Below are 19,796 nucleotides of genomic sequence, written 5' to 3' on the forward strand. Positions count from 1 at the left end.
ATACATCAACGAAGACATAAACATCGTTCACAATCAATAGGGTGATGTATCATTATTCCCTTTTCGATGTCATCTAACTATAAGGATTCTATGGGAGAGGATTTTTTTTAATAAACCGTACCCACTGACAAAAGCAGCTTATACCTAGGACTTTTGGATTAATATGAACCATGAGCTTGAAGTGGAGCACTAGTCGCTATATTAATACCTAACGACCTATGTGCCTACACAACCTTTCTATAAGCTTTAAACAATGTCTTTTTTTAGGGCAAATTGGGGCAATGTAGGGGAATAAACTGTTATATCTATTAGGTAAGACAGTTTGAGTAAACTGCCCCACCCTTCGATAGCTCTTTAGCTTTGATTCAATCTCACTAATTCTGGGGGTCTTGGAACCGATTTAACCGCGTTATCAAGCGTTTTATCGACGTCCCCTATATCAGTCGAGAACTGCGCCCGTGACTTAAGATGACTTGCCGCAGCGTTAAGGCTTTGTAATTGTTTATATCTCCATTTGTGGCGAATGCTAACTGTATTGCCCATATTGAAAAAACCAAGGTTTGAGCACCCTTTTACAATTGGTTTATCGAGTTCTTTGCAAAGATAGTCCGCAATACCTAAATCAATATCTGTGATACGCTCTGACGTATATGACGGGCCATACTCATTAATTCTATTAACTCGTTTTCTTATCTGCGCAATCATTGCATTGTTTACGTGCTCATTAGCAATCATTTCTTTAAACGACTGTCTGATTCGCCTTCTGACTTTGAGGTCAAAACCATCAGAATTATAAATAATCGCATGTATATGTAATTGGGGCTTTGTTGATGTCAACTTGTCTTTTAAAGACCGTCTGGGCGTACTTATTTCAAGAACGACCATCCCTCTAGCCTCGTTTCCTAAAGCGCGCTTAAAAGCTCTTTTGCTGCGGCTCTTGAACCAATTAAACTCTTGCTTACCGAGTTGTGCGTTCTGGCAAACATCTTTTCGCAATTGCATACATATATGCGCTACTTCACCGCCGTGTTCGTTTTTTACTTCTAACAATTCTTCCATACCAAATGTGGTCGCTGGGCAATGTTTGTAAGAAAGAGGCTTACCGCCGGTTATGCTGGGGACTTCAATTTCTGCGACTTTCGTCATACTTTCTCGTCTGTCTGAATTTATGTCACCCATTAGGCTTAAAAGAGTCTTTTGTCTTTGGTCTATATCCTTATTAGAGATATTATGGCTTCTGAATATGCTTACTTCTGATCTATATAACTGTCCATATACTGGTCGCTTGCTGTTACCGTTAATGGTGTATAGGCGTGAAGAGTAAGCCTCATCTATACTATCGTGGATTTTTGCAAATCTTTTTGCATTTGGTGAGTGCCCATATCCCTCATATAAGTTTGAATTTTGAGCACTAGAATTAGTGTTAGTTAGTGTCATATTAGTTTCTCCCCTCTAACCATCTGTATATGTCTGATAAACGATAAGCTACACACCTAGCACTCACTTGTATTGCGCTAGGAAAATCTTTCGATGATTCAAGCCTATAAAGTGTGGATTTACTCAAGCCGGTGAGTTTCAGAACCTCACCTCTCCGAAGCAGTCCTCTAGACTCCAAGTTAAACCGTGTATTTTTTTTCATAAAATTCCTTGTTGATTCCATGTTCAAGAAGAATCATAAAGGTCTAAGAGGGGCCACAAAGATTTTCGAAAAATCATCGAAGAATGGTACTCGCAAAAAACTGGTTGAAACTTTTCAAACGCTAAAAAGGAAAACAGCTTCGCAGGTATACAATTTGATGGGGTTTAGTTTATGTACATAGGCGGTCTCAATGACATTTGACAATGTCAGCGAGCTTAAGACGGACTATTTAACACTATGACCGTGCCTGAAAATCTGAATAAGTGCTGCATAGCTTTTCTTCAACACTTAGTTATGAGGCCAGGTTTAGGAATTTGAAATTTCGGAAAGTTTGACTTCGACTTTCGACAAAAATTTATTTAAAACATATTTTCCTTTTCTTACATTGCTATCTACGATACTTGAGCATTTATCTTCTGACATCTTCAAATTTAGCTCCTCTCTTGCTGAAATTACTACCTTAGGTAATTTTGAAGCTAAATGAAAAAAATGCTCCATATACAGTTTCGTAAAGTTCAAGTGCTCGATAGTTTGTTCATGACATAAGCAGTCTAATTTTTCATTGAACTTACTAAGTTGCTTGAATTCCACTTCGAAGGATTCACTTACATTACTCATTGCTTCTCCGCAGAATAAAATTCAAAACTTTTATGGCATACGTCTCTTGATAAGCTTTCCATAAATCGTGCTTAACGAAACGCGAATCTTCAAAGTACACAATATTTTCGTCGCTTTTCGAAACTTCATAAACAGAAGTAATAGTAGCCCACATTTCACTCTCTGCTGTCTGGTCTTTTCCTATTTTGAGAGGCAATTCACCGTGCTCTCTGACGTATCGTAATACAGCATAAGGCACAGGGTGAACCTGTTTGCCATCTAATAACTCATGTAGGTCAGACTCTAAATTTGACCTCAGCCGTAAGTATGGTGCTATTTTGCTTTTAATAAGATTCTGATACTCAAGACCATCTACCCGTATGTTTTTCTTGTCGATAGTATGAGGTTTGTCAAATTTGATAAAAACTTCCAAACCTTGACTACCACCCAAGTAAAAAGTGCTAAGTTCAATTTCCCCTCCACATCGGTCTAGCTCATCTACTATGCTTGAGCTTAGCCTCAGGGGATTACTTTTATAATATGTACTTTTCCTTCTTTCTTTTGAGCTGAAACAATCCCAAACACCTGTTTTTCTGTTCAATTCTCCTAGGTCAACCTGCCCAATAATTTCAAAATACCTATTGAGATAATCAACTACATCGTCAAACGAACACACCTCCTCGGTGCTCCTATCAGCTTCACCACAAATTGATATAAAGGTTTTGTAATCCAGTGCCACACTTGGATAAAAGCGATAAATATCTGCAAAGTGGAACGATGGATCATTTAGAAGGCGCTCTCGCACTTTCGGTACTAATTGAGATAGTTTGAAATCCTTAGGTATATTCATAGCTTTGGACTTAATTTAAAAATCCGCAATGCTAATCTGAGCCTAGCAGTAATTCAACGTGTAAAACCGTCTTTAAATCCAAAACATCCAACCAAAATATACCGATTTACTTGCCTTTATCTTTTAGACTGTAAAACACACAACCACCGTTGTTGTTTTTTACAGCATGAATGGAGAGCTAACTTGAACGAAAAATACATCGCCTACCTAAGGGTAAGTACGAAGGAGCAAGGTCGGTCAGGTTTAGGTTTAGAAGCACAAAAAAGAGATATCAATCTTTTCATCTCAAACTACGCCTCAGAGGGCGACTTGTTGGAAACTTACACAGATGTGGTCAGCGGCAGTAATTCCTCTCGACAGACGCTTACAGAGGCCATAACAAGGGCTAAACAACTTAACGCGACATTGATCGTTTCGAAGCTTGATAGATTAAGCAGAAAAGTGTCATTCGTAGCAACCTTAATGGAAGACAAAACTCTAAAGCTTAAGGTCGCCTCAATGTCAAACGCAGATAAATTCCAGCTACACATCTATGCCGCACTGGCAGAGCAAGAGCGAGACTTTATTAGTATGAGAACCAAAGCAGCTCTCCGAGAGAAAAAAGAGCAAGGCGCAATACTCGGAGGGTTACGGGATAAGACTAATGCTCGGAATAGAAAAAAGACAGAAGAAGCTAATAAAAGAGCGATAAGACTATCGCCTTTGCTAGGCCCAATGATTGAAGCGCGGCTTAGCTACAGAGAAATGGCGAAAAGACTAAATCAAATAGGATTAAAGACTGAGCAAGATAAACAGTACTCAGCCCAGACGGTAAGAAACTATGTCAAGCGCTGTCAAAGCCTGACTGAAATGAAACCATCCGGCTCAAAACAGAATTAGTGAACAAACTAAGGTCAAGTATTGCGCAAGACTTACATTGGCAGAAACTAATGTATCACGTTTAAAAAAAGCTTAGAACTAACCTGACAGGTAGCGAAAGCTCTTTAAAATCTCAAGGCAGGCTTACTTTTCTATAATTTTGAATTGTTTTGATTTAAAACGTCCAAAACTTATGTCGGCAATTTTATCGAGTCTATAACCGCGGAGTCCATACTTATCTAAACGGGTACTTGAAACAAGGGGCACCGAAATCAAGTTGTTTTTTAAAACTGTTACATTACTCCATTGTTTAGTGTCTATTTCTAAGGATGCAATGATAATTTGGCTTCCTGGAGGACCAGATATGCCCAACAATAAAGTCGGAGACTCATCTTTGTCAGCAATCCAATTCTCAAGAAACTTTTCCCCACCAAGTTGCCAATATTTCTGAACCCTATCAACAACAGCTTCATCTTCAGGGGGGCTTACTTGGTCATATCCGACCCTATTTTCAAAGTCTTCCTCCGTTATCCGCACGAGTAAGATTTTGTTTGTTTTACCTTTAAAGAGGTCTTCTCGAGTTAATCTGTTTTTCTGCAATCTAGCAATATACTTTTCAGGAACACCTATTGGTCTGAAAACATACTTTGATGACTCTTGTCGCTTATTAAACGTGGGAGAGTGAGAAGATATCAAAGCAGCTTCCACAGCTTTTGACATACCTTCTGAGTCGAATGGTCCAGCTATTTCTAATTTGAAATTCGCCTTTCTTAACCAAGACTCTAGATCTTTATTATGTGACTTAAGCTGGTGTGCTGAGGCTCTCGTTATCTTTGCCCCTCTCCCAATGTACTTAACTGCGCCGCTTTTGTTATCTCTGTATAGATAAACATAAAACAAATCATTCATTTTACTTCCTTATTCAAGCCGAGTCGCTCTAAACGCTAGCATACTGGATAGACTTGTCTAGGCGAATTCCCCCCCTTAAATTCATAACGATTCAATTGTTTACACTAACCTTTGGCAATGAGCCATTCGTTTGCGTCACTTTCGAGCGTTATCACTTTCCGGAATAGAAAGGTAAAGGGCGTTCAAGGCTGCCAGAAACGCAACAGTTTGCAAGATTTCCTGAGCATTAAGAATGAATTTAATCTATGGAATTGTACTTGCTAACCATTCTCTCTATTCTGTCTAGGAAGCGAGTGAAATCACTTTTACTCCATTGCTTTGTGTAATCTTCCCTTAACGTAAAGCTCATTAGAATACTTCCGACATCTGCTGACAAATGTTTTAGAATGTAAAGCTCTCTCCGTATAGAGATCAGTTCCTGGCAGACAATCCCCCCGAAACTAACAATTGAAGCCACTCCGTCAAGAGCTGATTTATAGAAATGCGCGTGAATTGCACTCAGAGTATTCTCTTCATACCACTCTGACACACACGATTGTTGAGTGATTCGCCCTAGTGTCCTATTTGACAGCTCTTCTGGTGAAATATTAGGAGAAAGCTTCCGTTTAAGTTCCGCTTCTAGCGAATATGCGAAGGTCTTCGAGTCTATCTTTAGTAAAAGTGAATGAGGAGATGGGTTACGCACTAACGAATAAAACGCTTCCTGTCGTCGTATAGGAAATTTGGTAACTCCTATTTTGACTAACCCAAAATCATTGTATTCAAAGCAATAAACATAAAAGCTCATTTTCACCTCCAATCATAAGAACTTTGAAGGTGACACAATTACAACGCGTAAGCAATTGTATTAATTGAACTTTATGTATTATAGCATTGACATTGAGAACTTCTTCCCTAATTCCAGACTTCGTAAAGAGCAAATTTCAATGGATGTCGTATTTGCTTGAAGGTAGAAGTTAGCATTGTCCATTTTTGACTGATGGATTCACGAATAGTTGAATGGCGAACGCCTGACTCATATTTGAAAAAGCAATTTTAAAGACTACTGATATCACGATTTGAGCGTTGCCAATCAGATAACATTTTGCACATTTGAGGCTAGATCAGCATATAACGCCATTATAGAATGGTGAGTGATAAAAAATTTAATAATGTTAAAAAGGGAATTTTATGTTCGGAAAGACCAATCCTAAAAAGGTACATCCAAGCAGGTGGTATATAAAGACTTTCAACCCATACACTGTGACCGACTCATTTAACAAAATTGACTATGACATCAACTCCTTATTCGCTGCATACGAAAATAAAGCGCTAACTCTGTGGCATGAAGGAAGATATTTAACAACTCTCGAAATTTCAAAAAACGAGGCCAACCGACTTTTTGAAGTTCATAAGTTAAATAGGTGCAAGACGTCAGTGCCTTTAAACTTTTCAGTCATTTTCACATCTAGGAATGGAACAGAGTTTTTCTTTATTGGAAAAGACTTGTGTACGAAAGAGCATGCGTTCTCCGTTGAAAGGTTAAGTTTTACAGAGACCCAAGGTTCGTTAAATGTGTCCGTAGATGGTAAAAACATCGCTGTTTTCGAATCAGATAACGAAAAGGAAACGTTTTACAGAGCCCAAAAAGATGCAATGTCCATCGCAGAAGCGAAAATGGATAGCCAAAGCTTAGAAGATTCAAAAGCGATTTCGGCTCTTAGGACGGCAGAGAGAGCCAAAGCAGAAGAAGCTGAAAAGAAAAGTGAGCAAGAGGCCGAATTTAGAAGAAATGGATATAACCACATAATTCTAACCACCGAGTCGATTTCACCATTTGCTGTTCGTAAAAGATTGGGAATCGTAACTGCCGAATACGTCTACCGCTCTACGATTTTATCTTCATTAGTAGCCGAGATAAGCAGTATCGGCGAGACCAGACAATCGTCTACGCAAAACGCTCTCAAAGAGGCTCGGGCCATGGCTTTAACCGAATTGAGACGTGAGGCGCATAATCTAGGCGCAGACGCCGTTGTAGCTGTAGATTTAGACTACAGCGAGGTAGCTGGCGCAGGTAGTCCTATGATGTTCCTCGTGGCGAGTGGAACCGCAATAGAGATTGATAAATGATAGATTAAAAAGGTTGGTTCGCGAACCCTCGCCAATAAACAGGTATCACGATTAAGTGTCACGATATCTACCGAAAAAGATTTGCACTTAACTATAAGTAACTGTAAATTCTAGGTTAATTATTAACCTCTGAACTAGGTGGCACTTCCCGCCAGCTCCACCACTTTCAAATACTAAGACGTCCTAGGACGTCTTTTTTATGCCCTCAGCAACGTAAAATCAATAAGTTAGCATATTATAACGTTCAATTGCCTCCCCTAGCTTCTATGATTTCTAAGCTGAATACGCAAAGTTGGCTATCTCTCTTACATACTTAACGTTAGACAATAATACCGAAGATTTTCAATTGGCCGTGTATGATGAGTGTTGTAGAACAAGGAAGTAATATATGCCAAGAAACAAAACTAATTTTATCGATTTACTTGTTGAATTACCTTGGTGGGTGTCGGTAATACTTTCAGCAAGCGCTTACGTAATCATGGTGTATGGATTACCAAATGTACAAACCGATAACCCAATGATAGCCATGATGTTTAACGCGTTTGCAATCCCCGCCCCGTTCATTGCCGCAATGATTTTACTAGTTGCACCGTTTGCATACTTCAATTCACACCGCAAAGTTAAACAATTAGATACGCAACGTAGTCTAGATACTATTCGCGATCTGCATTGGCGTAACTTTGAAGAGCTTGTGGCTGAAGCCTATCGTCGCCAAGGATACAGAGTTACAGAGGGAGGTTACGGAGCAGACGGTGGCATTGATTTGGTATTAAGAAAAGGTGATGAGATAACACTTGTTCAATGCAAACAATGGAAAGCGCAAAAAGTTGGTGTGAGTGTGGTACGTGAGATGTTTGGTGTGCTCACTGCAAGCAATGCTAGCCGTGTTTTCATTATTTGTTCTGGTAAATTCACACAACAAGCAATCGATTTCGCGTTAAGCAAGCCTATTACTCTGTTGGGCGCAGATGAGCTACTTTCCCTCATTCAAAATGTGCAATCTCAAACTACGTTAGAGACTGCTAAACCAGCAGTCTGCCCAAGGTGCGGAAGCGAGCTTGTAGAACGTCAGGCAAAACGCGGGGCTAACGCAGGCAACCGCTTTTTAGGTTGCTCTAGCTTCCCCAAATGTCGTTACACCGAATAATGTATCTATACGTGCGAAGTTGTTAGCGGCAAGCTCGGTGCACTAAACAGTATATCGCTGCTCACGCCCCCACCGACCACTAACACGCTTCGACGTTTTACTTGATAAAGTACCTTATTCGAAAGTTACTAAGCTCTAGTCAGCTTTGCGGTTTAAGCTGATTAGGCAGATAGCCAATAACAGCGTAGCAATCATACCTGAAGCGCCAGCTACGCCTGATGGTAGAAAGCCATCACGACCAAATATAATTAGTATGGTATTGGCAAACATAGCGACCATGCCAACTATAGCGGTAAGACCACCAATCTTTTTACCACCTTTTACCATCAAGAATAGGCCGAAAACGACGGCTGCTAGTCCTAATAATAGTTTAGCCGCGTAGTAAATCATGAAAGACAAAGACACTACGCCGCCAATTAAAGGCTTAGCACCTTCTACTGCACCAGCAACTTGGCCGAAGGTTGAAAATAACGTTAGGCCAATGCTTACCTGCACTATATTCAGAACGGCGCTAAAAGTAATAGCCGACCAGCCTAGCTGCGCGTTTTTTGCCTGCACCATAGCGGTACTAGCAAAAGCAGCTAGCACGGTAAAGATTACGGCTTCAAATCCCCAGGCATACTGCCTTGAAAAGCTAATCCCGCTGCTGTAAAGCGCTGTGAAAACAGCCTGTGTTATTGCTAGCAGTAATAATAACGACGCTGTAATTTGAATGGTGCGCTTGTGTGTAAATTCCATTATGGCTCTCTTTTCATATGTAAATAGCATTTATTGATGTGGCTATAAGACAGGTAAGACAAAATAATAATTTCACTAAATTTGGTAAAAATTAAAAATCATCTATAAAGAAAGGAAACTTAATCTACTGAGATAGCTCACAACCAATCGGCATGTCTTTTTCATTTAAATCTTCAACACTTTTCTACTTAAGCACTGTTTTTTCCTTTAGATTGGTCATTCCACTCTCACTTAAGAGTAAAACGTATTCCCATCTAATTAGTTATAATATAACATTGCTCGCAAATTTCAGTTACAGCACGTTATACAATGCAAACAAATTCAGTAATATGCGCAGATGCGCTGACCGTGCGCGTTGAAAACCGCACGCTTTTAGATAATCTAAACTTCAACGTTGGTAAGGGCGAAGTTTTCGCGCTTTTAGGCGGAAACGGTGCCGGTAAATCTACTACACTTAAAACCTTTTTAGGTTTGATGAAAGCATCTAGCGGTAGCGCTACTGTGTTAGGTCACAACGCCACTACTCACCCTAACGATGTTCAAAAGTCTGTTGCTTACTTACCTGAATCTGTAACGCTTTATGGTCACCTTTCTGGTCTGGAAAATATCCGTTACTTTCTTTCTGTAGCTGGTGTAGAAAAATCAGACGACGACATATTTGCGGCACTTCGCAAAGTGGCGCTTCAAGAAGATTCATGGAATAAGGCGTTATCAAACTACTCAAAAGGTATGCGCCAGAAAACGGCAATTGCCCTTGCTTTACTGCGCAATGCACCAGTGCTGTTTTTAGATGAGCCCACGTCAGGCTTAGATCCTGCCGCTATTGACGAATTTAATGCGTTGGTTTCTGAGCTAGCGGCCAACGGCGCTACCATTTTTATGGTAACCCATGACGTGTATGGTGCTTGCCAAGTCGCTCACCGTATCGTGCTTTTAAGCAACGGTAAGCTAACCGGCTCCTTCGAGCGTGTTGGCGATACGCCTATTGATACTGAAGCGGTACACGCAGCATTTGCAGGGCGCAAAGCATGATATTTAGTGTAGTTAAAACCATTTGTGCAGATCAGTGGCGCTATTGGCTGCGCACGAAAGTCGCTGCTACGGTACTCTTGCTAGGGGCCATACTGACCCTTGCGGCATTGGTTGTGAATGCATTTCACATTGAAGAAGCCGCGCACGCTAGAGAGCACCTTCAAACTGAAGCGGAAGAAAGTTTTAAAGCACAGCCTGATAAGCACCCTCATCGCATGGTGCATTATGGTCACTATGTCTTTCGTGCCCCTACTCCATTAAGCGTAATCGAACCTGGGGTAGACACCTACACAGGTAACGCTATTTTCTTAGAAGGGCATCGCCAAAATAGCGCCATGTTTGCAGAGCAGCGACAATCAGCTGGACTTACCCGTTTTAGCAGCTTAACCCCAAGCTTTCTGGCGCTAGTGCTTGCTCCATTGTTTATTATCCTTATTGGTTACGGCAGCGTATCGCGAGAGCGCGAAGCGGGAACACTTACCTTGTTGTTGTCACAAGGAACGACTCGCTGGCAGCTAATGTTAGGTAAGCTATTAGCGTTAATTGCAGCTAGCGGTTTGTTCTTACTCCCTTTGCTTCTAGCCTGCTTATACGTGGCTTTTTCAAGCGAAAGCGCGCTTGTTGTACTGTTATTTTGTTTAAGTTACGCCGTTTACTTCTTGCTATGGGCGACCGTTGTAACTGCTTGTTCAGCGTTATTTGAGAAAAGTAGCGTTAGCTTCACCATGCTTATTGTTATTTGGATGGCCGCATGTGTGTTACTTCCTCGTCTTGGAAGCAGCGTAGCGACAAACGCTGCCCCCTCGATGGGCAAGCTTGAAGCGGACTTCAAAGTAGAAGAAAAGCTTCGTAGTTTAGGCGATGGTCATGACGTTAACGACCCTGCATTCAAAAAGCTAAAAGAAGATTTATTAGCGAAATACAATGTCGATTCTGTTGACGACCTTCCCGTTAACTTCCGCGGTGTTGTTGCCCAATTTTCTGAAGGCAGACAGGCAGAAGTGCTTAATGAGTTTGCCGAAAGCAGAATGGCTGAAGAGTTAGAGCAAGCACATATTGCACGTCAGTTTGGCTGGCTATCCCCTACCGTCGCCGTTCGCTCTATCTCAACACTGTTAGCAGGCACCAGCCTTGAAACCCATCATCGTTTTTTACGAGAGGCAGAAGCCCTCCGTCTTGATTTCGTTCAAGGGCTTAATAAAGTTCATGTTGAAAAGCTGGATTACAAACTCGACATGAACCGCAACGCAAGCGAAGAAGCGGCTGATAAAGCGGTTGTCGGCGCAGACAATTGGGCGTTGCTTTCGGAGTTTAATTTTGAACCAGAAGCAGCAAATACACGCATTTCATACGCGCTTATTTACTTTTTACAACTGTTTGTTTGGGTATGCATTACCGCCTTGCTTTTAAAAGCGGCTGTTAGGAGGTTAAACCCATGATGCGTTTTACCGATCTTAAACGTGAAGCTAATTTTGTGTTTGGTCACCGCCAATTAAAGCTTACATTATTAGTCGTTTTTCTTTTAAGCGCGGTGTCATTGTGGTCGGGTTATGCAGAGATGCAGGAGCAACAAGCCACGATTGAACGCTTATTAGAGAAAGACCAAGTAGAGCGTGAAGCCGTTATCACTCACCAGTCTAACTATGGCATGGTGGCGTATTACGCGTTTCACCTTACTTATGCCCCTCCCTCTCCCCTGGCTTTTGCTGCCGTAGGCGAAAGAGATGTATTTCCTTGGAAACATCGTATACGCATGCTGGCATTAGAAGGGCAAATTTATGAAAGTGATACAGATAACCCAGAACTGGCGTTTTTAGGGCGTTTCGATTTTGCCTTTGTGACCAGTGTTTTGCTGCCGCTATTTATCATATTGCTACTTTACGATTTAAAAGCGAAAGAACGTGAAGCTCGTCGTTTTGATTTACTCAACGTAACCGCGCGTAATGCACATGCTATATGGACGGCACGAGTAATCGTCACGTTGGTTCCTTTAGCGCTTGTTACACTTGTTCCGTTTGTTGTGTTCGGGTTAATTAATGGTGCATCTTTGGCTTCTATACTAACCATTTGCGCGATAGTAATAGGTAACATTGCGATATGGAGTGCCATTGTTCTTGTGATTGGCGCCGCAAAACGTTTTGCAAATTTCAGTGCAACACACCTTGCCTCTATTATGCTTGGGGTTTGGCTTGTTACAACAGTAGTCGTGCCTGTGACCGGGCATACCGTCATTAATGCAACTGTCGAAACACCTGAGGGTGGCGATATTGTGCTTACCCAACGCGAAGCGGTAAATAGCGCATGGGATAAGCCTATTGAAGACACTTGGACTCCATTCATTGCTACTCACCCGCAGTGGGCCGACTACACAGAGTTTGACCCTGAACGAGACAGCTCATTTAATTGGAAATGGTACTACGCGTTTCAACAAGTGGGCGACCAAAAGGCCAGCGAATTGTCGGAAGACTATCAAGCAGCCACACTTCAAAAAGACAATATCGCCAGTTACGTAGCCTTGCTTTCGCCGTCTTTGCTTACCCAACGTTTATTATCAAGCGCTGCTGATACTAACGTTGAAGCTATGGTGGGCTACGAAAACGACGTACGTGCTTTTCATAAGGCGCTGCGAGAATTCTATTATTACCACCTTTTTAAAGACCCTGAATTTTCTCAGGAAAGCTTTGAAGCTCTACCACAATTTACACCAAACACTAAAACCTCACACAAAAACCGCACAGGAAAAGAAGAATGAAAACTTGTTGGGTGAAAACATCACTTGCAGCCACTATATCGGCGCTGCTCAGCACATCGGCTTTAGCACAAAGTGAAAATAATCAGGCTGAAGCTGATGTTGAGAAAATTACCGTACACGGTATGCATCGCGCGTATCAAGGGGCTTTTGAATATAAAGAAGTACCTGCTGCAGCACAAGATATAGACTTAGGCTTACTTAGTGATGCCGGTGCCATTAACTTGAATGACGCATTAGACCTGTCAGCATCTGTAGCGCGCCAAAATAATTTTGGCGGCCTATGGAATAGCTTTGCCATTCGTGGCTTTTCAGGTGACGAAAACTTACCTAGTGGTTTTTTGGTAAACGGTTTTAATGCAGGTCGCGGTTTCGGCGGCCCTCGTGACCTATCAGGCATCGATCACGTAGAAGTACTGAAAGGCCCGAAAGCGGCCCTGTTTGGCCGTGGTGAACCGGGTGGCGCAATTAACCTGGTAACTAAACGTCCTCAGTTTCGTGAAGGTGGTGAAGTTAAAGCCACTTACGGCAGCTGGGAGCAAATGCGTGTTGAAGCTGACGTACAAACCGTTACAGGCGCGTCGGAAAATGTTGGCGTACGACTCGTTGGTTTTTATGAAGACGCGGAAAGTTTTCGCGATACAGTAGAAACCGAACGTTTTGGGTTTTACCCGTCGGTAACCTGGGAAGCGTCGGCAGATACTACAGTAACCTATGAGTTAGAGTACACCGAACAAAAGATTCCGTTTGATCGCGGTGTAGTCGCTATTGACGGCGAGTTGGGCCATCAGCCCATTGAAACCTTTACTGGCGATCCGAATGGCGACACTATTGATACCGAAGTTGTTGGCCATCAAATTGAGATTTCGCACAAGCTTGCTGATGACTGGAACTTACTGTTAGGTGCTGGGCTGCGCGATACTACGTTTGAAGGTAATGCGCTTGAGAATAACTTTGGCGGCCGTCAAACGCTATTTATCGACCCAGATCAAGCCTTGTTATCGCGCTTTAAACGCTATCGTAATTTCGAGACAGATTATCTGGTTTTACGTGGCGAAATTGCGGGTGAATTTGAAACTGGCTCACTGACCCATCGCGTAATTATTGGTGCTGACTACGACAAATTTGAAAACGATCAGGTAATTCTGCGCTATCGCCCGCCGTTTTTCTCAAGTGATACTGACATCAACGATTTAGATTTAGATCAGTACCTTGTGGTCGATATATTTAACCCTGATTACACACCCCTTCCCGATGTTGAGCTGTCTGACAATCTAGACCGCTTTGAAGTTCAAAAAGCCTGGGGCGTTTATTTTCAAGATCAGATAAACCTAACCGACAAACTTCAAATTCGTTTAGGTGGCCGTTTTGATAAGTTCGAGCAGGAAATTGATAATCGCTTAGCAAGTCCAGTAAGCACAACCTCGCAAGATGATACCCGTTTCTCGCCGCAAGTGGGTGCCGTTTATGTGTTTAACGACAGTACCAGCGTGTATGCCACCTACGGCGAAGGCTTCCGTCAGTTAACAGGTTCAGACTTTGCGGGTAATCCTTTCGAGCCGAACGAATCAGAATCTGCTGAAATTGGCCTTAAAACCGATTTAACGTCTATGTTCGACAGTGTGCGCGGCGACATCACGCTTTCACTATTTAATATTGAACAAAGCAATATCCTAGTGTTTGATGACAGCGAAGAAGCATCAGACGGCTTTTTCTTAACTCCAGCAGGCGAAGCGCGAAGCCGTGGGATCGAGCTAGATATTAACGCTGAATTTGAAAATGATATTTCGCTATGGGTGTCCTACACATTTGTTGATGCAGAAAGTACAAATGATGCAGCAGATGCTAACTTTGTTGCAGCCATTGAGTCTGGCGACCCGCTCATTAACGTTCCAGAAAACCAGCTTAGTATTCAACTGAGTAAAGGTTTTTCTTTGGCTGATATGCCAGTGCGCATAGGTTCTGGGCTGTTATACGTTGATGAACGCTTGGGGCAAACCGCCACGGACTTCTACCTACCTAGCTATACTACGGTACGTGCGTTTGCTGAAATAGAGCCAGTTGAAAACCTATCGGTTAAAGTGGCAGTTGATAACCTGTTCGATAAAGAATTTTACACGAACTCTTTCGCTGACGTATGGGTTGAACCTGGTACACCGCAACGCTTTAGGCTAACGGCTGCCTATCGTTTCTAAGCGCCTACGGCGCTTAGCTATCATAGAAGCTATTTAAGGCACTGCTTTTAAGCAGTGCTTTTTTTAAAACCAATGAATTAAAGTTATATTTTTTCCATACCTACACTACAAAAGACTAACTTATTGTCATTAAAAGTTTTCTCGAAATACACTATACTTCACATATTGTTATTCTCGCGGCTTTCAAATGAAATATACCATCCTTTCATCATCTATTTTCCTGGCCTTTTCTGGCTTCGCCATGGCGCAGAGTACACCTTCAGAATTTGCAGAAATGAGCTTTCAAGATTTACTTAATGTAGATATAACTGAAACAGATATCGATACCTCCCCCCGCAAATGGTCGGTGTCTTTGCAATATAAAGCCGCCGAATTTGATGGATACATGATTGACGACAGTGATGTATCTCGAGACGAAGTACTTTTTGTACCCGGTGAAGAAGCGCGAACTGATGAAAATTTTCCTGTACTTCCGACTGTCATAAATCAGTATGCAAAAGTTATTCAAATAGGTTATCAGCTTCAACATGATTTCAAGCTAGGGCTACAGATTCCGTTGATAAGGCAAGAAACTGACCATATCAGCGTAGTGCCAGGTTACGATGAATTTCTCATTTCATCTGAAGGATTAGGAGACGTGGTAGTTACAGGTCACTATGAATACCTATCGAACGAGCAGTACAGCGTATGGGTAAGCGGTGGCATCAGTTTTCCTACTGGCTCTATTGATGAGCAGGGAGACACGCCGCGCGCCGCTGGTGATCAGCAACTTCCCTATACGATGCAATTGGGGTCCGGCACTTTCGACTTACCTTTAGAAATTGGTTATCGTAATAAAGGGGATTATCCTTTCTCTGTTTCACTATCGGCAAGAATACGTACCGGTTCCAACGACCGTAATTATCGCTTAGGCAATAATTATGAACTAAATGGTAAGTACAATTTTGTTTTAGACGAAACAAGCACCCTCTTCACCGGCGCCGAGATAAGTTACGCAGATTCTATACATGGGCAAGACGACGAAATTACCGTAGATGGTGCTTTCCCCTACCCGGCTGGCATAACTAATCCTGATTTATACGGTGGGACAAAAGTAAGGTTATACGCTGGACTGAACTATACGGCTACTGACTGGTTACAAATTCAGATAAATGGGAGTAAACCTGTATATCAGAACCTGAATGGCCCTCAGCCTAAAGAGTTGTGGCGATTTGGCTTTCAATTATCAACCTTGTTCTAAGCTAAAAACGTGACGGCAAAATTGACTCGTTTTTTACAAAAGTTCTCGTGGTTGCTTTTATTGCAGTGCCTCCTTGTTCCCGCAGCATTAGCTGAGCTTCAAAAAGTAGACAAGTTGAAAGCTGCTTATATGTATAACTTTACTAAATTTATCACATGGCCCGAAGGTAACGCTGTTCCCATCTCCTTCTGTATTCATAACGATCAGGAATTATTAACTTTCCTGAAAGCACTAGTGGAATCTAGAGAGCCAAATAGTAAGTCATTGCTTGTTTTAGACAGCGTTGATGCCCAGTCTTGCGATATACTGTATTTGACTGAAAGCGATGATCTTTTAGAGCAGCACCTAAGCCATAGTGTAATCATATCTGATATTAATAACGTATTGGCGCTCCCTGTTGTCTTCAGGTTTTATGAAGAAAATCAGAAATTGCGTTTTGAAATTGATGTAGCAGAGGCTGAGCGGTTAAATGTAAAAATAAGTGCCAAACTTCTTCGAGTCGCGAGGATCAAGTGATGTTTAAACGTTCCTCGTTCTTTACCAAACAACTTCTAGCTGTCCTAGTCGTTAATTTCTTCTCGTTGTGTTTGGTAGCGGGTTTGCTTTACAACAACTTCGTCGCCGATTACAAAAGCAACTTGGTAGATGTACTAGACAACCAATCTACCCTTCTTGCGTCAGCAGCAAGTACATCAGTTCTATTTAGCGATGCCGATACAACGCAAGAACTGCTTGATGCCGCGTCTAAGCTGCCCGCGATAAAAAGTGCAAAAATTTATGACGACGCGTTCACCGTAATTGCAAGCTACACAATGGATGACTTTCGGGATGATATATCCCCCTCAACCGTTAAAGAAGGCGCAACTTTCGGTGAACACCTGATTTATTACCTTAAGCCCATAGAGTTTAACGATGAAGTAATTGGTTATCTCATACTTACCGCAAGCACCACTTCGCTAGAAGAACAACAGCAGCACGCTATGTATGTAGTATTTGGTGTGCTCACTATAAGCATGCTATTTACTTACCTCTTTCACTGGCGACTTCAAAGGTTTCTATCAAAACCCATTCAACAGCTTATTTCTCTTGTTAAGTTTGTAGGAAGCAAACGTGAATACTCTAAACGCCTTCCTGACAAGAGAGATGATGAACTCGGTGAACTGTTTGGAGGTGTTAACCACATACTGGCCACTGTAGAAAGCCATCAAGCTCAGCTGAAAGCCCAGAACACAAAATTAGAGCGTGTAGTAGAACTGCGTACTCGGCAGCTATACCAAAAAGCGAATTACGATGCGCTAACGCAACTTCCAAATAGACATTTGTTTGTAGAGAAATTAGATGAAGCCGTAAACAAAGCTAATACCCAAAACTCTGCGCTTTCTATTTTATTTCTCGACCTTGATAGGTTCAAACTCATTAACGACACACTAGGTCATGATATCGGCGATGAAGTCCTGATTATTGTTGCGAAAAAGCTAACAGCAATAGTTACAGAAAAAGATTGTGTCTGTCGCTGGGGCGGTGATGAGTTTGTAATAATGCTAGAGGGTGTTGCCGAACATGACAAACTTGTCGCTTTATCTTCTGAGATTATCGAGAGCATTAGCCAGCCTATGGCGATAGGTAGCAACCAGCTTCACATTTCAACCAGTATTGGTATTGCACTGCATCAAAGAAATTTAGAAACGGGAATAGAAATATTAAAACATGCAGATACAAGCATGTATCACGCTAAAGAGAAAGGCCCTGGGCACTATAGCTTTTTTAATATTGAAATGCTTGAAGAGTCTTTGGTACGCCTATCTCTAGAAAGTAGAATTCGACAGGCCATTAAACTTGAAGGGGCATTCTCGCTAGTGTATCAGCCTCAAGTCTGTATAAGTGGTGATAGAATTATTGGACTGGAATCGCTAATACGCTGGAATGACGAGGGCACTGAAATCCCGCCGTCCCAGTTTATACCAGTTGCTGAGGAAGCAGGTTTAATTAACCCTATTACTACTTGGGTACTTTCTGAGGTGTGTAGGCAGATTCGAAACTGGCTAGATGAAGGGCTAAATTTAGTGCCAGTGGCGGTTAATTTGCCTGCAAGCTTTTTGATACAGCTAGACTGTGCAGAGCAAATCGAAGAAGTATTGGGTAAGTATCAGGTCCCACCACATTTACTGGAAGTTGAGCTAACCGAAAACACCTTTATTAGCTCTACAGACTTTGCACTAACGTCGCTTAAAAAGCTGAAAAAAATTGGCCTTAACATTTCCATTGATGACTTTGGTACTGGCTACTCTTGCCTTAGCTACATAGGCACGCTTCCTATCGACAAGCTTAAAATTGATGGTAGTTTCGTTTCTCAGTTAGGGCAATCAAGCTCTAATGACGGTATTGTTAACACCATCATAATGCTTGCAAAAAGTTTAGAATTGACCACTTTGGGCGAGTGTGTAGAAACTAAAGAGCAGCAGCAGGCCCTTGCTGAAATGGGGTGTGACGCTGTCCAAGGTTACCTGCACCATAAGCCGCTTAAAAGCACTGAGATAGCGGATTTGATGCGGTAATCAGGTAATCCATGCCTAGTACTAATCACCTGAAAGCGAATTAATCGCAGGGCCATTCATTTTCATTAAGTAAGCCTTTTTCTATAAGCCTGCTTCGACGGTCCTCAATAGCTAATTTCAGTTCATCTCTAACTAATCTTACTGCTGGGGTGATCAAATGTCGGCTGGGTAACATTATCCACATTTCAGTTAATGGAACTTGATACTGATGCAACACCCGCTTTAACTTACCGCTTAATAAATCTTCTGCCACGTCAATGGCTGACTTTTTGGCAATACCCATACCGTCAACGCACCATCGCCTAACAATGTCTCCGTCATTCACGGCGCGATTGCTGCGCACTTTAACCTTAATTTTTTCGTTCTCGTTCACCAATTCCCATGTGTTATGAGTTTGATCGTAAAGTTTATAAAGTAAGGCATTATGCTGAATAAGGTCGTTTGCTGTGAGTGGTTCACCGCACTTTTCAATGTATTCGGGAGATGCGCAGATAACATGTGGAATGTTGCACACTTTAAAACCATACATTTGTGACTCTTTTACTGCTTCTTTGGTCATTGCACGAAGCGCTACGTCAACACCGTCGCGATAAAAATCTACTCGGCTATCGCTTACATGTAGTCGCAAAGAAAGTTCGGGGTTTTCACTCTGTACTTTATTCAGCAGCTCGCGCATTAAATTACGTCCCATCTCCGAAGACATCGCCATGCGAAGCTCACCATTAACACTTTGCCTTTCCTCTGTAATGAGTGATAAACCTTGCTGGAGTGTATTTAGCGCCTGTTGAGCCATAGGTAAGTATTGTTCCCCTTCGTGGGATAATCTAATTTTGCGTGTACTCCTTACAAATAGCGCTACGCCAAGCTGCTCTTCTAAACGTTTAATAGCCATGCTTGCAGCTGATGAGCTGATATCAAGTTTCTTAGCCGCTGCCGTTATTGAATTGACTTCAGCGACTTTCACAAACACAGAAAGGTCTTCGGTTTTCATTCTTTCCTCACAGGTTTAGCCCACATACGCCTTTTCAAACTTAAAAAGAAAAGGCAAATGGATCACTTTTATTATCCACGTTTTCGGGAAAGTCCTTATCGATTTTGGTCGTTTATTATCCGTTAACCAACGAATAAACTGTCATTCATTCGTTAATGACGTTAGTAGCAAGGATAAACAGGAGCTT

17 protein-coding genes are annotated in these 19,796 nt (G+C 41.9%); 10 read left to right on the plus strand and 7 right to left on the minus strand.

From position 1 onward, the window contains the following. Window positions 1-354: 354 nt before the first annotated feature. The 4 genes from ACXACS_RS12890 to ACXACS_RS12905 form a co-directional block, all read right to left on the minus strand. Window positions 355-1,437, minus strand: a complete 1,083-nt coding sequence (locus ACXACS_RS12890; protein WP_474807098.1) for a hypothetical protein — start codon at window positions 1,435-1,437, stop codon at window positions 355-357. Between the two features lies 1 nt (window position 1,438). Continuing rightward, a complete protein-coding gene (locus ACXACS_RS12895; protein ID WP_474809269.1) occupies window positions 1,439-1,660 on the minus strand; it encodes a helix-turn-helix transcriptional regulator in 222 nt (73 codons plus the stop codon). A gap of 285 nt (window positions 1,661-1,945) precedes the next feature. Then, entirely contained in the window at window positions 1,946-2,257 is a 312-nt protein-coding gene (locus tag ACXACS_RS12900; protein ID WP_474807099.1) for a hypothetical protein, read from the minus strand. Further along, entirely contained in the window at window positions 2,250-3,086 is an 837-nt protein-coding gene (locus tag ACXACS_RS12905) for a hypothetical protein (protein ID WP_474807101.1), read from the minus strand. Before ACXACS_RS12905 ends, ACXACS_RS12900 begins: the two co-directional genes overlap by 8 nt. Before the next feature lie 183 nt (window positions 3,087-3,269). Between ACXACS_RS12905 and ACXACS_RS12910 the strand changes: the two genes are divergently transcribed. Next, window positions 3,270-3,965, plus strand: coding sequence for a recombinase family protein (locus ACXACS_RS12910; RefSeq protein WP_474807103.1), 696 nt, complete (start codon window positions 3,270-3,272; stop codon window positions 3,963-3,965). 123 nt (window positions 3,966-4,088) lie between these two features. Here ACXACS_RS12910 and ACXACS_RS12915 read toward each other — a convergent pair whose 3' ends face one another. Continuing rightward, the gene (locus ACXACS_RS12915; RefSeq protein WP_171338589.1) at window positions 4,089-4,853 is read right to left on the minus strand and encodes a hypothetical protein; all 765 of its coding nucleotides are present in this window, start codon (window positions 4,851-4,853) and stop codon (window positions 4,089-4,091) included. Window positions 4,854-6,269: 1,416 nt separating this feature from the next. On the opposite strand from ACXACS_RS12915, the gene ACXACS_RS12920 reads away from it, so the two are divergent. Then, window positions 6,270-6,962 (plus strand): YbjQ family protein, encoded by a 693-nt coding sequence (locus tag ACXACS_RS12920; RefSeq protein ID WP_474807105.1) that lies wholly within the window; start codon window positions 6,270-6,272, stop codon window positions 6,960-6,962. A gap of 388 nt (window positions 6,963-7,350) precedes the next feature. After that, the gene (locus ACXACS_RS12925; RefSeq protein WP_474807107.1) at window positions 7,351-8,109 is read left to right on the plus strand and encodes a DUF2034 domain-containing protein; all 759 of its coding nucleotides are present in this window, start codon (window positions 7,351-7,353) and stop codon (window positions 8,107-8,109) included. 135 nt (window positions 8,110-8,244) lie between these two features. Here ACXACS_RS12925 and ACXACS_RS12930 read toward each other — a convergent pair whose 3' ends face one another. Next, window positions 8,245-8,847, minus strand: a complete 603-nt coding sequence (locus ACXACS_RS12930; RefSeq protein WP_474807109.1) for a thiamine biosynthesis protein ThiC — start codon at window positions 8,845-8,847, stop codon at window positions 8,245-8,247. A 309-nt stretch (window positions 8,848-9,156) separates the two neighbouring features. Here ACXACS_RS12930 and ACXACS_RS12935 point away from each other — a divergent pair, with 309 nt between their 5' ends. From ACXACS_RS12935 to ACXACS_RS12965, 7 genes are all read left to right on the plus strand, one after another. Next, the gene (locus tag ACXACS_RS12935; RefSeq protein WP_474807110.1) at window positions 9,157-9,879 is read left to right on the plus strand and encodes an ABC transporter ATP-binding protein; all 723 of its coding nucleotides are present in this window, start codon (window positions 9,157-9,159) and stop codon (window positions 9,877-9,879) included. Continuing rightward, the gene (locus ACXACS_RS12940; protein ID WP_474807112.1) at window positions 9,876-11,318 is read left to right on the plus strand and encodes an ABC transporter permease; all 1,443 of its coding nucleotides are present in this window, start codon (window positions 9,876-9,878) and stop codon (window positions 11,316-11,318) included. Before ACXACS_RS12935 ends, ACXACS_RS12940 begins: the two co-directional genes overlap by 4 nt. Beyond that, entirely contained in the window at window positions 11,315-12,631 is a 1,317-nt protein-coding gene (locus ACXACS_RS12945) for a DUF3526 domain-containing protein (protein ID WP_474807114.1), read from the plus strand. The genes ACXACS_RS12940 and ACXACS_RS12945 overlap by 4 nt, the downstream gene beginning before the upstream one ends. Then, window positions 12,628-14,823, plus strand: coding sequence for a TonB-dependent siderophore receptor (locus ACXACS_RS12950; RefSeq protein ID WP_474807116.1), 2,196 nt, complete (start codon window positions 12,628-12,630; stop codon window positions 14,821-14,823). The genes ACXACS_RS12945 and ACXACS_RS12950 overlap by 4 nt, the downstream gene beginning before the upstream one ends. 187 nt (window positions 14,824-15,010) lie before the next feature. Beyond that, window positions 15,011-16,063 (plus strand): hypothetical protein, encoded by a 1,053-nt coding sequence (locus ACXACS_RS12955; RefSeq protein WP_474807118.1) that lies wholly within the window; start codon window positions 15,011-15,013, stop codon window positions 16,061-16,063. 9 nt (window positions 16,064-16,072) lie between these two features. Next, window positions 16,073-16,579 (plus strand): YfiR family protein, encoded by a 507-nt coding sequence (locus ACXACS_RS12960; protein WP_474807120.1) that lies wholly within the window; start codon window positions 16,073-16,075, stop codon window positions 16,577-16,579. After that, a complete protein-coding gene (locus tag ACXACS_RS12965; protein ID WP_474807122.1) occupies window positions 16,579-18,618 on the plus strand; it encodes a putative bifunctional diguanylate cyclase/phosphodiesterase in 2,040 nt (679 codons plus the stop codon). The genes ACXACS_RS12960 and ACXACS_RS12965 overlap by 1 nt, the downstream gene beginning before the upstream one ends. Window positions 18,619-18,658: 40 nt before the next feature. On the opposite strand, the gene ACXACS_RS12970 is transcribed toward ACXACS_RS12965, so the two are convergent. Then, window positions 18,659-19,609 (minus strand): LysR family transcriptional regulator, encoded by a 951-nt coding sequence (locus tag ACXACS_RS12970; protein ID WP_474807124.1) that lies wholly within the window; start codon window positions 19,607-19,609, stop codon window positions 18,659-18,661. Window positions 19,610-19,796 lie beyond the last annotated feature (187 nt).

Source organism: Alteromonas sp. AWM4_230 (assembly GCF_056158305.1).